Source organism: Haemophilus sp. HMSC068C11 (genome assembly GCF_001815355.1).
In the GTDB taxonomy this organism is placed as follows: Bacteria; Pseudomonadota; Gammaproteobacteria; order Enterobacterales; family Pasteurellaceae; genus Haemophilus_D.
The window spans coordinates 1-12,827 of record NZ_KV820361.1; the positions used below are offsets into that span (position 1 = coordinate 1).

Sequence of the window (12,827 nt, forward strand, 5' to 3'; positions counted from 1 at the left end):
CGGTGCAGCAGGTGCTAAAGGTGATACTGGTGAAAAAGGTGACACTGGTGCAGCAGGTGCTAAAGGTGATACCGGCGAAAAAGGCGACAGCATCACAGGTGAAGTTGTAAATAACGGTGACGGTACCCATACCATCACTATTACTAATCTAGGTGATGGCTCAGTCACTACTACCATCGTTAAAGACGGTAAAAATGGTAAAGACGGTGCTACTGGTGCCAAAGGTGAAAAAGGTGACACCGGTGCAGCAGGTGCTAAAGGTGATACTGGTGCCAAAGGTGAAAAAGGTGACACTGGTGCAGCTGGTGCGAAAGGTGAAAAAGGTGACACCGGTGCAGTAGGTGCTAAAGGTGATACTGGTGCCAAAGGTGAAAAAGGTGACACCGGTGCAGCTGGCGCTAAAGGCGACAAAGGCGACAAAGGTGACAAAGGTGAAGATGGTGTGATGACCTGGGATATTAAATCTACAGGTAACAAAGCTGAAGGCTCAGAAGAGGCAGCGAAAACCATTAAACATAAAAATACCGTTGATATGGCAGCTGGTAAAAACTTAACAGTTAAACAAACTAGCGATGAAAATGGTGCGAAAGTTGAATTTGCCTTAAACAGCACTGTAACTAACTTAGATAAAGTGGTTGTTAATGGTCCTAAAGGTCCTAAAGGTCCTAACGGTGAAGATGGTGAAGATGGTAAAGACGGAGTGACCATCACCGCGCCTGTTAAAGGTAAAGACGGCTTAGACGGCAAAGTTGGAATCAGCGGTAAAGACGGCAAAGATGCAGTTTCTATCTTTGGTAAAGATGGCGTTGGTCAAATCGGCTTAACCGGACCGAAAGGTAAAGACGGTAAAGACGGTGCATCTATTAACATCACAACAGACAACGGTAAACAAACACTTGTTAACAAAGAAGTTGGCGCTGATGGTAAAAAAGACCAAGCACAACGTATCATTTACGTACCAACAGACAAAGATGGTAACCCTCTCAAAGATGAGAAAGGTAATACAATCAAACGTGAAGTTGCAACCATGGATGATGGTTTAACCTTCGTTGGGAATGAGGGTAGCCATGATGCTGCACTTGGTACTGAAGTGAAGGTTAAAGGTGCAACTGACAATAAAGATTGGAGCAAATTTGACGCTGGTAAAAACATTATGACTAAAGTCGAAGGTGATACCATTACTGTGGGCTTAGCGAACGACTTAGACGTTAATAATGTAAAAGTAGCTAATAACGTAACTGCTGGCAATGTAACTGCGACAGGCACAATCTCAGCACCAACCATTAAAGCTGGTGACACCACAATTACAAATGGTAAAGTGGCTAACTTAAAACATCACATTGAAAACCCAACAACCGTTGTGGATGACAAAGTGTTAAATGTTTCTGAGGATGTGAAAAAAGAAGCAGCAACAGTTCGTGATGTATTGAACTCTGGCTGGAACCTACAAGCAAATGGTAATGCTGTTGATGCAGTAACTCATGGCAATACTGTGAACTTTGTAAATGGTAAAGGTATCACTGTTACAGCAGAGCCTAATGAAGATGGTACAACATCTAAAGTTAGCTTTGATGTGAACGTTGATAACGATACCATCACAGTGAACGATAAAGGCCAATTAGTATCAAATGGTTCAACCAACTTTAATGTTGCAACTAAAGATGGTGGAAACAAAGTTGCTAAGAAAGGCGGAAGCTCAACAGCGAAAATTACTAGCGGTAAAACAATCACTTATACTGCAGGTAAAAACATCGCAATTGAGCAAAATGGTGGCGACATCCTTGTTTCAACAACAGATGATGTAAACCATAACAGTGTAACCACTAAAGACTTAACCGTTAATAAAGGTGGTAACGTTGATATGGGAGGCAACCAAGTTCACAACGTGAAAGCAGGTACCAAAGATACTGATGCAGTGAACGTATCTCAATTGAAACAATCAGTTGGTGACGTACACAAACGTATCAATAAAGTAGGTAAAGAAGCACGTGGCGGTATCGCAGGTGCTAACGCAGCAGCAGGTTTACCACAAGTTTACATCCCAGGTAAATCAATGGTTGCCGCTTCTGCAGGTACTTTCAAAGGTGAAAGCGCTGTAGCAGTGGGTTACTCACGCTCAAGCGACAATGGTAAAGTTATCTTTAAACTTCAAGGTAACGCAAATACCCAAGGCGACGTAGGTGGCTCTGTGGGTGTAGGTTACCAATGGTAATTTAGCTTTCCATTAAGATAGATAAAAACCCAGCTTAGGCTGGGTTTTTTATTTTTATAGGAAGATTGTAGAAGAAGTGTGACGTATATACGTTGTATTGAATTTACTGATTGAATAGAGATTACTTCAATTTATATCTTAGGCTTTCTACATATGCTCTTTAGCAAATCTCAAGTTTTCTTGGAAACGTTGTTTATCTCGTTCTGGAATAGTTGGATTGGCTAATAATTCTAAGCAGAGATCATGACAAAGTTGATAGTTGCCTACCCAATACGCACTAACCGCAAGCTCATCTTTTGCCTTCCATTCATAAACAGAGTGATCTACAAAGAGAATATCTTTATTTAAAGGAATGCTTACTGCTGCAGTTGCATAAATATAAGCGAGTTTAATTTTATCGTGGAAGCGTAATTGACGTGCCAAATGATAAAGACTTTCAGCGCGTTGCGGACGATATTCATAAGCGGCGAGTAAAAGATTTTGCACTTCATCTAATGGCGCATTTAATTCAATTTTTAATAGTGCAATTTGGAGCAGAGAATAATAAACTTCTTCAGACCATCCACCGAGATTCGCTCGAATTGCATACCATTCAATGGCTTTTTCATGCATATCTGCATCGCGATAGGATTGTGCGGTATAAAACGCATAGCGATCTTTAAGATCTTCATCTTCAGGCGAATAGAAGGCTTTTTCTAATACTTGAGCATCTTGGAAATATTTTTGTGGGTTGTTGCTACGCGCCCCAAATCGACCACTAATCACATAATAATCACCAAAGATTTTTTGCTCCACAACGGTTTTTTTACGTTGTTCAACAAATTCATGCAATACGCCACGCCAATAGAATGACCCATCATTACGAAACATAAGCGTACGGAAATAAACATTTGCACCCGTTGCACTATTTGCCATGCGTAGATAATAGCGATCGCTCGTTAGTTCTTCTGGTAATACAAAGTTTCCTTCAAAACGATCATCAGCATCAAAGATTAATACATAATCTGTTTTTCCTTGTGCATGTTGTAGAGCACAGTTTCGATTATGGGCAAAGTTTACCCATTCATCGTGATGAATTTCGCCTTGAATACCTTTTTCATCAAAGAATTGTTTGATAATGTCTGCAGTATTGTCGTCCGAGCCTGTATCACTAATGACATAATAATCTAATGGAACATGAGTAATAATGTTCTCTAATGTATCTAGGATGATAGCGGATTCATTTTTGACAATCATATTTAAACAAATTGTTTTTTTATCTGTTCTTTGAGGCATTTTTCTATCTCTTATATTTATTATTCAGTCAAATTGATTTCTCTTTAGAGTTGAAGAGCATTATAGCGAAAATACATTTTGCTTGCTGAAAATTATGTGAAAAATGACCGCGCTTTTTCTCGCATATAGACAATTCCAATTACATCAATTTATAGCTTTCTTATTCACTTTTAGGCAAAATAGAGCACAATTCCAATGAGTAAAAAAGGATCATTACAATGACTAAACATTATGATTATATTGCGATCGGTGGCGGTTCAGGTGGGATTGCTTCAATTAACCGTGCGGCAAGCTATGGCAAAAAATGTGCAATTATTGAAGCAAAACATCTCGGTGGTACTTGCGTAAACGTAGGTTGTGTACCGAAAAAAGTGATGTTCTATGGCGCACAAGTTGCAGAAGCCATTAATAACTATGCACCTGCTTATGGTTTTGATGTAGAAGTGAAAAAGTTTGATTACGCGAAATTAGTCGAGAGCCGTCAAGCTTACATCGGTCGTATTCATACGTCTTACAATAATGTATTAGCGAAAAATAACGTGGATGTTCTAAATGGTTTTGCACGTTTTAAAGATGCGAAAACGATTGAAGTGAGCTATGCAGATGGTTCAACAGAATTAGTGACAGCCGATCATATCTTAATTGCTACAGGTGGCCGCCCAAGTATTCCTGCAGTAAAAGGTGCAGAATACGGGATTGATTCAAATGGTGTATTTGCTTTAAATGAATTACCAAAACGTGTTGCAGTGGTAGGCGCGGGGTATATTGCGGTTGAATTAGCGGGTGTTTTAAATAGCTTAGGCAGCGAAACCCATTTATTTGTGCGTCAGCATGCCCCATTGCGTAATCAAGATCCATTGATTGTGGAAACTTTACTTGAAGTGTTAGCACAAGATGGTATCCAATTACATACCAAAGCATTACCAGAAGAAGTAGTTAAAAATGCGGATGGTTCGCTTACCTTGAAATTACAAGATGGCCGAGAAACTACAGTGGATACGTTAATTTGGGCGATTGGTCGTGAACCTGCTACTGATGTGATTAATCTTGAAGTAACCGGTGTGAAAACCAATTCACGTGGACAAATTATTGTTGATAAATATCAAAATACAAACGTACCTGGCATTTATGCTGTGGGTGATATTATCGAAGGTGGTATTGAATTAACGCCAGTTGCCGTGGCAGCAGGTCGTCGTTTATCTGAGCGTTTATTCAATAACAAACCGAATGAACATTTGGATTACAACCTTGTGCCAACCGTTGTATTCAGCCATCCTCCAATTGGTACAGTCGGTTTAACTGAGCCACAAGCGATTGAGCAATATGGCGACGAAAATGTAAAAGTGTATAAATCCTCTTTCACGGCAATGTACACAGCAGTAACTGATCATCGCCAACCTTGTCGCATGAAATTAGTGTGTGTCGGCAAAGAAGAGAAAATCGTGGGCTTACACGGTATTGGTTTTGGTGTGGATGAAATGATTCAAGGTTTTGCTGTGGCAATTAAAATGGGTGCAACTAAAGCAGACTTTGATAATACAGTCGCGATTCACCCAACAGGTTCAGAAGAATTTGTGACAATGCGTTAATTGCAGATAAAGAAAGTGCGGTCAAAATCTCTGATGTTTTTCGGTATTATGTAGCAGTTGCACAAAGACCAAAATTTAAACAAAACTATACAAAAATGCCCTTATTTCGATAAGGGCATTATTGTTTATAAATGTATTTTACAGAATTCTACTTATTTTTCCATTACTCACTTTTCCGTTTTCTTCTAAACAGTCTTTCTCGTTGCTCCTCTAGCAGCATTTGTTCCATCATTGCAGGGTAAGCCTGTTCGCAGAGAACAACGTATTCAGGTTGGGTGAGGTGTTCTCTAATTTTTGTCGGGCAACGTAGATAGATTTTATCTTCTGCAAAACTACTAATAATAGAAAGCATCTGATAAGGTTTCCCATCTTCGGTTTCAAACACTTCATCGGTAAATTGCATTTCAAATATCGCTACAACTACCTGATTATTGGCGATTTCATAAGCTCCGTAAAATATCAATGGATTACGGGGTAAAGTACTGACTTCTTTCGCAAGGTCTCGCAAATTGTGATAGAACAACAGATAGGCATCATCTTTTACGTTTGAATACATCTGAGCCAGTTCACGCATAAAAGTTTTGAATGTTTCATAGTCCATCTTTTTTAAATCCACGTTAAGTGGCGTGTGTGTCATGGTTTCCATCATTGCTCCTTATGTTGTTTTAAATTATTTAGGCTACGGCTAAATATTGGTTATCGTTTGAGGCTTCCAAACATAAACTTTCCAATCCAAATTTTGCCGTAGGTTTCTTATTTCCCTGCCAGTAGCCAGTTAAATCTCGTGAAGGTCTGGCTTTCAAACAGCGTTTTAGTACGTTGTCAAATTTGTCTTTATCTGACTGGTAACGAAAATCCTCACGCCATGCGGTTTCATTCGCATAGTGCATCATGTAATTATTTCCCATCTTATGATACACACCCATAATCATTCTTCTAAATCTTGCAAAGAAGGATTCAGCTAGGTTATTGGTAGTGCCGTCAATCGAACAATACTCTTGTGAATGATTTACGCGGCATAAGTCATAGTGAAATGCCAAGCCATCATAAGCAGGATTTTCATCAGCACAAATTGTAGATTTTGGCGCGACTAAGCGATGTGTTAAAGCAAACATATCATCAGCATTTTCCTCTTTAACTAACGCAACGAGTGTGCGGTCGGCTCCTTTCATTATTTCCTGATTTGCAGCTTGTTGACGGAAAACCATAACGCAGGATTTATCTTTACGTTGGTGACATCTCTTACGTCTATCAATTCGCTTATGTTTAAAATTTTTTGGGCGAAGGTAGTTATTCACATAACAACCATCAATATGAATAATGCCCGTGAGTGGTGTGTAATCTTGCGTTTTTTCGACTGCTTCACGGAATTTATGTAGTAATGCCCATGATGTTTTATATTGCACGCCAATATGACGAGATAAGTTAAGCGCAGAAATCCCTTTACTATTGATAGTGAAATAATAAACCGATAACAGTAGCTTTTTTAGGGAAAGTTTAGTGTGCTGAAAAATCGTACCACTTTTTACAGAAAAACGATGTTGGCAATGCTTGCACTGCCATTGTTTACGAGAAGAAATAAAATAGGCTTTATGCTCAATCTGGCAACGAGGACATTGAACAGTATGAAAACAATGAGAATTTCCCCAACGGGCATTTTTAAGCAGAATGAGAATTTCGGCTTCGGACAAATCAGAGATTGCAACGCTAGGTAAATTGCGAAGTGTAGCAGATAGATATGGCGATATTTTTTTATTCTTTTTCATTTTTCTGTTCAACATACATAAAAACAATGGCTTATTACCAAATAAGCCCTTTTTCTCTTGTTAAATTGGTTGAACAAAAAATGGGAAATTTCCCGAAAAAGCAAACGAGAAGATTTGCTTTAAAAAGCAGTGATATTCTAGATCAAAATTTGATCGATTTACAATAGATAAAGTAACTATATAAACCTTTCTATTTTAGATATGGCTTTTAAAGCAAATTATTACCAGCTAATCAACCAGTACATAAAACCATAAATGTTGAATAATTGAGAATTTCCTTGTGTAGTACAAGGTATTCGAGTTTGCTAAACGCTAGACATAAAAAATCGCTCACTTGAAAATCTCAAGTCGGCTCAAAGCATTTATGCCTCGAATACCGTTACCCACAAGGAACTTGTGGAAGGCTCATTTAAAATGAGTGAAATTGCGATTGTTAAAACAGGAAATTTACAAGATGAAATTTGCTGCCACCTAAACATTCGCTACACACCTGTTAATGTGTATTAATTGGTGATTGAATAAAGTTGCATTCTTTGGCTAATTCTATAATTTGTAGTAAGTTTTCCCTGCAAATCAGCGTAAATATAGTCCTTTGAAGATTTTTCGTCAAATAAAAAAAGCAATTCCTCACGAAGTTGCTTTTATCTATTATTTGTTATCGCTAGTGTCCGTAATTATTTATTCGATATTACAGGATTTTCGCCAAATTTATTCGATTCGGCACTACCTTGCACAACTCCGATGACGATTGAAATGATGATTGCAATCACTTCACCAATAACAGGAATTAGCATAATTAACATATATAAAGTAAACCAACCCGATAAATTTATATCGTGTAATCTACGGACTGTTAGGGATATTGAAGGTGGTAAGGTAACAACAAAAACTACTAAAAAAAGTATTACTCCAATACCTGTAAAAGCAAAAGCACCTAAAATAGCGAATATTAACGCATAAAATAAAGTAAATCCCCAATACTCTTTTCGTCTAGCACGCCCTTTAAAGTTTGCATAGTTTTTAGTAAATGCTTCAATAAAGTATGTAAATAACGATTTTTCAATCATAACTAATCCTTTTAATGTGAACGTTTATTTTCAATATAATCTGTTGGATTATCAGCAGTTAAATCTTTTTTCCTATTAACCTGCTTGAGAAATGCATTTTTTGCTAGATGCCCTAACTCATGCGAAACTGAACCATAATAGAGAACAAGTAAAAATGGTAGCAACAAAATCTCAATAGGAAACGCTATAAATAATAATAACGAATCAAGGATTATTAAAAGCAATACTGTGACTAGATAAAAAACATAAAACTTTAAGAAATTATGTAAATTAGCCATTAGAAATAAGATGTTTTTCGGTATATTTAATAATTCTAACCATTTTCCAGTTAATGCATATCTAATGATTCCACATTGAAGAATTGGATTTGAGATCATGCCCCATATAAAGTAGATAAATAATGTTGCAATATAATCCTCAATGTAATCCGTAAGATAGCCTGTTAATCCGCCTTGTATAAATTCTAGTATATCTAAGAACAATCCTAGAATACCTTTTAGTCCTAATAAATAACAAAAAGCTGTTGGAACCATCCAATATATAATCGTAACTCCTGTTATTTGTAACCCTTTCAGAACTATTTTCTTTATTTGTAATGATTGCAACGGCTTATCTAGCATAATATCTTCAACCATCTGAACCTGCCATCCTTTAATAAATATTATGCCGAATGGATACTTTATAAATGGGAAAAATAGTAATAAAGGAATAATCCAAAGCTTCTTATAGAAACTTCTATCAGAAAAGAGATATACGTATCCTTCTTGATATTCTTTAAGCAAATTTTTAAACATTCTCGTGTTATACCTAAAATTTAAAGAGTATTGAGGACTTTGCAAGGCTGATTCTTGGTAATTACAATGGGTTTATATAAACAACTTCCACAAACACTTCCATATTGAAGGATATATAGTTTTTTACCATTAATCATAAATTCGTAAGTTGATGATGTGTATCCTTGATTATTTGATAAAGGAGATGAACATTTTTCACCTGCTTTACTCTCTTTAACAAAGATTTTATGGCGTTTTAATTCATTACTTAATAATTCAACTTGGTCGTAGTCATAATTTACTTCATTTTCTTGAATTAAAGTATTATGGTTTAATGCCTTAAAGAGCATAAGATCGGATGTTTCCATCTTTATAGATGAACCTACTGCTTTACCTTGAGATAGATTAACCAAACTGTTATATAAAGATGAATCAGTGGTTTGCTCCGTTCTAAATGGATTGCCAACTCTTTTCTTCACAAATGTACCTTGTGAAATATCTCGAAGTCCCTCTGTAACTTCTGCACAAGAAGTTAATGATAAGGTTAGCATTACTACCTTAAATATTTTTCTCATAACATTTCCTTATTGATATTTCTTGATGCAAGAAGCCAAGCTTTTCTTGTAACTACGCCCTTGTTCAGTAATTACATCCGATACTAAGCATTGGTTGTTTTCACATTCCAGTTGATAGACTAAATCAATGGTTTTCTTCTTACTTTTTAGAGTGACATTTACCTGTTCCTTAATGATTTTTATGATAGGTTTTACTTCAACTTGATTTATCACCATTCCATAGATCCAAAATTCGGAAAGGCATGTTCCGCCGTATTCATACTCATTTTCGTTATGAATATCTGTTGCTCTCATTTGCAAATCTGCAAACTCTTTTGTTGAGTAGCGTTCTAAATCATTGGTTTGATAGACCTTTGCAACGATATCTACTTTAGCTTGCTCTAAAGGTGACAAAGCGAAAACGTTTGTAGATACGAATATTGTAGATAAAGATAGAAGTAGCTTATTCATAATAAAAAACCTATAATGATTAATATAAGAAATTTAGGGAAATTTTCAGTAAGAACCCGCATTAAACCTAGCTATAATACATAATTTGGTTGTTTCGCTGTAGCAACTGGCAATCTCTATCAACTACCACTAGCAGTGGGTATTCAAGAAATTTTACAGGTACAAAATGAGTGTCAATGAGAAGATTCGGAAGTTCCGAGAAGCAAAGGATTGGTCGCAAGAACAGATGGCAGAAAAGCTGAATATGTCATTAAATGGCTATGCTAAAATTGAGCGTGGTGAAAGTAAAATCTACTTAGATAAACTTGAGCAAATTGCCCAAGTCTTTGATATTGATGTAATTGAGCTAATGCAATCAGATGGTAAGAATATTTGTTTTCAAATTGAATCACCGCTAGGTTCCGTGTATCAAGGTGTTGGGGAAACTCAGTTGTTGATTGAGGTTGAGCGTTTGAAGATGGCTTTGTCTCATGCCAATGACAAAGAAGAATTATTGAAGAAGTTACTTGAACAGAAGGATAGCGAGATTGCTACACTTAAAAAATCTTTAGATTTATTCAGAGAGTAAAAAATAAAATAGCTACACAAGAATGTAGCTATTTTACTTATTCACCTTATGATTAGGATCTATTTTACATATAACAAAATAGAAATTATTTTTCTCATTATAATAACCATGTATTCTAAAAGAATGCCTATCCTTACCAAAATGGATAATTTTCCTTTCTAAGCCATTAATAACTTCATTGGAAAATACATCTCCTTTAGTTCTTAAGAAAAGCTTCTCAACCTCAGAAATTGTAAGATTCTTACCAATTGTATTTTCAATAAAACTATGTAGGTTTTTCAAAGAACTACTATTCAATTTTTTAAAATCATATCCATTCTCTAAAGAATGCTCAATACTCATTCTAAATAAAATAGAATTTCTATTTGTTAATAATAGCGATGGTTCTGAGTTTTCTTCATCCGTTCTATCAGTTAATTTAGCCGGAGATAACATCTAATCCCCAATATAAATGCTTTTATAAAACACTTTCATATCATCACTTAAAATAATTTCATTACATGGTTCATTTTCTTTAACTTCGGCTTTCTTTCGTGCATTTATCCAAGGATCCTCTTGGTGAGTTAAAGCTTCTAGTTCATTCCCTGATTTATTACCATAAGTAAACCATACAGAATCCAATAAATGTAAATTTTTTTCATCTGAAAAGAATTGAGTGTTAGAAGGCTGAAAAGATTCTAATTTAGGAATATCCTCCCAACCATTACTTTTATATTTGTTATAAAGTTCTCGAGATACAGGACCATGTACCCATGCTTGGAACTCGCTATCAATTAGCTCTTTATTGTATAGAGCCAATCCCCAAGCTTGAACATAGTAGCATAATTTTTGTAGTTTCTTATGTGTCATTGCTTCTTTAGAAAGAAACCAACTAGCGACATCAAGAATAGATACTTTAGAGTTACTCATAATGACAATTTCTCATTCCGAAAATTTTAATTTACCATCGAAGCATAAGTTATGCTGATTTTTTTACAAAATCAGCATAACTTATGAATTTAGAGTTGTCAAGGTTTATCACAATAAAAAAGCTCCTACATTTATCCAATATAAGAGCTTTGTATTTAATAGAAATTGCTATTATGCAATCTCTTTAAATAGAGTTAAAAAAATGCTTTTTAAGTTTTGAGGCATAGTTTTGTAAATATTTATAAACTCATCTTCACTAGATTTTGAGTTTTCTTGTGATAAAACGTAGTGCATTGAACCACTACCTGTTAATAACCAAGTAATATTAATTCCTAATCCTTTATAGATCTTCACCAACGCATCCACACTTGGATCGCGCCCCTCATTCAAGTAATTCATTGCCGAACGATATGAGATTCCCGTTACATTAGAAAATTCAGTGACGGTCATATTTTTCGCATCTAAGACCAGCTTTAAGCGCTCTGATATGCACATTATTTCACATTCCTATTGAAAAAAGCGAATGATTGTGATATATTATGCACAATCACTATGAATAGTGTTTCATATTTTAGTTTAATCAAGGTGTGATCTCAATACTATGACCCAACATTTTCTTCTTTCTAGCAAAGCTCGCTCGCTTTCTTCTTACGAGATTGCACAACTCTCGGAAGGGGAAGCGCACGATTTGCTTTGTGAATTAAGATGGGGTGGCAGAGAGTTTATCGCTTGCCCTAAATGTGGGGTACAACACAAGCCTTATTATATTTCTACACGTAAACAATGGCGCTGCAAACATTGTAATCACACTTTTAGTGTCACTTCTGGCACCATTTTTTCCAATCGTAAGAAACCAATTAAGGTTTATCTCTATGCTTTAATGGAATGGGTAAATGCCGTCAAAGGCTTATCTTCCCTTCAATTAGCACGTAATGCAAAACTTAATCCTCGCACGGCATTTGTTTTATCGCATAAATTCCGCAAGGCATTACTGGAAAGTCGTGATATGAAACCACTTTCAGGTGTAGTGGATATGGACGGTACTTATGTTCATCCTGCACCACGTAAAGCAAATAAGAAATCTGACCGCATTGACTATCGTTTAAAGGAAAATCAGAATCCTGATAAACGTTGTGTCATGGTTGCACGTGAGCATTATTCGCCAGAAGAAAAAGCCAGTAATGCGTTGCATTGTGGGGCAAAACGCTCTCACGTTTTTGTAGCGCATACTGAATCGCAATCGGTAGTGAAAAGTTTTGCTGAAAAATTCATTAAACCTAATACACAAATCAATACCGATGAAAGCACGGCTTATGATGTATTGTTGCCTTACTATAACTTGAGAACTGTAAACCATAAAGAAGAATATCGCAGTGACTTAGGCGTAACGAACAATCAGGCAGAAAGTTTGTTCAGCCGTTTTAAGCGGATGTATTACGGACAAGTTCATCGTATCAGCAATGAATATTTACTTAACTATGCTAATGAAATTGCGTACCGTGAGGACAATCGCCGTACCTCAAATAAAGCGCAGTTTATTGATGTATTAAGCCGATGTTTGAAAACCACCAACGATAACAATGAATGGTGCGGTTATTGGCAACGTAAAATTATTCATCAAGAAGTGATTTGGCAGTAGATAG

General features: G+C 36.1%; 14 protein-coding genes. 4 read left to right on the plus strand and 10 right to left on the minus strand.

The features are described from left to right. The first annotated feature begins 445 nt into the window (after nt 1-445). A complete protein-coding gene (locus HMPREF3020_RS03765) occupies nt 446-2,212 on the plus strand; it encodes a YadA family autotransporter adhesin (RefSeq protein WP_373897081.1) in 1,767 nt (588 codons plus the stop codon). A gap of 147 nt (nt 2,213-2,359) precedes the next feature. On the opposite strand, the gene HMPREF3020_RS03770 is transcribed toward HMPREF3020_RS03765, so the two are convergent. Continuing rightward, nucleotides 2,360-3,487 carry a glycosyltransferase gene (locus HMPREF3020_RS03770; protein WP_070775606.1) on the minus strand — a complete coding sequence of 376 codons (1,128 nt, stop codon included), beginning with the start codon at nt 3,485-3,487 and terminating at the stop codon, nt 2,360-2,362. 218 nt (nt 3,488-3,705) lie between these two features. Here HMPREF3020_RS03770 and gorA point away from each other — a divergent pair, with 218 nt between their 5' ends. After that, nucleotides 3,706-5,076, plus strand: coding sequence for a glutathione-disulfide reductase (gene gorA, locus HMPREF3020_RS03775; protein WP_070775607.1), 1,371 nt, complete (start codon nt 3,706-3,708; stop codon nt 5,074-5,076). A gap of 163 nt (nt 5,077-5,239) precedes the next feature. Here the strand turns inward: gorA and HMPREF3020_RS03780 are convergent, their stop codons facing one another. The 6 genes from HMPREF3020_RS03780 to HMPREF3020_RS03805 all read right to left on the minus strand — a co-directional run bounded on the left by HMPREF3020_RS03780 (nt 5,240) and on the right by HMPREF3020_RS03805 (nt 9,707). Beyond that, on the minus strand, nt 5,240-5,722 hold the full coding sequence (locus tag HMPREF3020_RS03780; protein ID WP_070775608.1) for a hypothetical protein: 483 nt from the start codon (nt 5,720-5,722) through the stop codon (nt 5,240-5,242). A gap of 28 nt (nt 5,723-5,750) precedes the next feature. Next, a complete protein-coding gene (locus HMPREF3020_RS03785) occupies nt 5,751-6,842 on the minus strand; it encodes an IS1595 family transposase (RefSeq protein ID WP_070775822.1) in 1,092 nt (363 codons plus the stop codon). 674 nt (nt 6,843-7,516) lie between these two features. After that, the gene (locus HMPREF3020_RS03790; protein ID WP_070775609.1) at nt 7,517-7,909 is read right to left on the minus strand and encodes a DUF805 domain-containing protein; all 393 of its coding nucleotides are present in this window, start codon (nt 7,907-7,909) and stop codon (nt 7,517-7,519) included. Between the two features lie 11 nt (nt 7,910-7,920). Continuing rightward, the gene (locus tag HMPREF3020_RS03795; protein WP_070592556.1) at nt 7,921-8,703 is read right to left on the minus strand and encodes a DUF4013 domain-containing protein; all 783 of its coding nucleotides are present in this window, start codon (nt 8,701-8,703) and stop codon (nt 7,921-7,923) included. Between the two features lie 20 nt (nt 8,704-8,723). Continuing rightward, nucleotides 8,724-9,257, minus strand: a complete 534-nt coding sequence (locus tag HMPREF3020_RS03800; RefSeq protein WP_070775610.1) for a hypothetical protein — start codon at nt 9,255-9,257, stop codon at nt 8,724-8,726. 9 nt (nt 9,258-9,266) lie between these two features. Next, nucleotides 9,267-9,707 carry a hypothetical protein gene (locus HMPREF3020_RS03805; protein ID WP_070775611.1) on the minus strand — a complete coding sequence of 147 codons (441 nt, stop codon included), beginning with the start codon at nt 9,705-9,707 and terminating at the stop codon, nt 9,267-9,269. Between the two features lie 166 nt (nt 9,708-9,873). On the opposite strand from HMPREF3020_RS03805, the gene HMPREF3020_RS03810 reads away from it, so the two are divergent. Then, nucleotides 9,874-10,275: a helix-turn-helix domain-containing protein gene (locus tag HMPREF3020_RS03810; protein WP_070775612.1), complete on the plus strand. Its 402-nt coding sequence runs from the start codon at nt 9,874-9,876 to the stop codon at nt 10,273-10,275. A 33-nt stretch (nt 10,276-10,308) separates the two neighbouring features. On the opposite strand, the gene HMPREF3020_RS03815 is transcribed toward HMPREF3020_RS03810, so the two are convergent. From HMPREF3020_RS03815 to HMPREF3020_RS03825, 3 genes are all read right to left on the minus strand, one after another. After that, on the minus strand, nt 10,309-10,710 hold the full coding sequence (locus HMPREF3020_RS03815) for an MAG6450 family protein (protein ID WP_070775613.1): 402 nt from the start codon (nt 10,708-10,710) through the stop codon (nt 10,309-10,311). After that, entirely contained in the window at nt 10,711-11,184 is a 474-nt protein-coding gene (locus HMPREF3020_RS03820; protein ID WP_070775614.1) for a Panacea domain-containing protein, read from the minus strand. It lies immediately after the preceding gene. Nucleotides 11,185-11,355: 171 nt separating this feature from the next. Next, nucleotides 11,356-11,679 (minus strand): helix-turn-helix domain-containing protein, encoded by a 324-nt coding sequence (locus HMPREF3020_RS03825; RefSeq protein WP_070775615.1) that lies wholly within the window; start codon nt 11,677-11,679, stop codon nt 11,356-11,358. A gap of 106 nt (nt 11,680-11,785) precedes the next feature. Between HMPREF3020_RS03825 and HMPREF3020_RS03830 the strand changes: the two genes are divergently transcribed. Continuing rightward, the gene (locus HMPREF3020_RS03830; protein WP_070775616.1) at nt 11,786-12,823 is read left to right on the plus strand and encodes an IS1595 family transposase; all 1,038 of its coding nucleotides are present in this window, start codon (nt 11,786-11,788) and stop codon (nt 12,821-12,823) included. Nucleotides 12,824-12,827 lie beyond the last annotated feature (4 nt).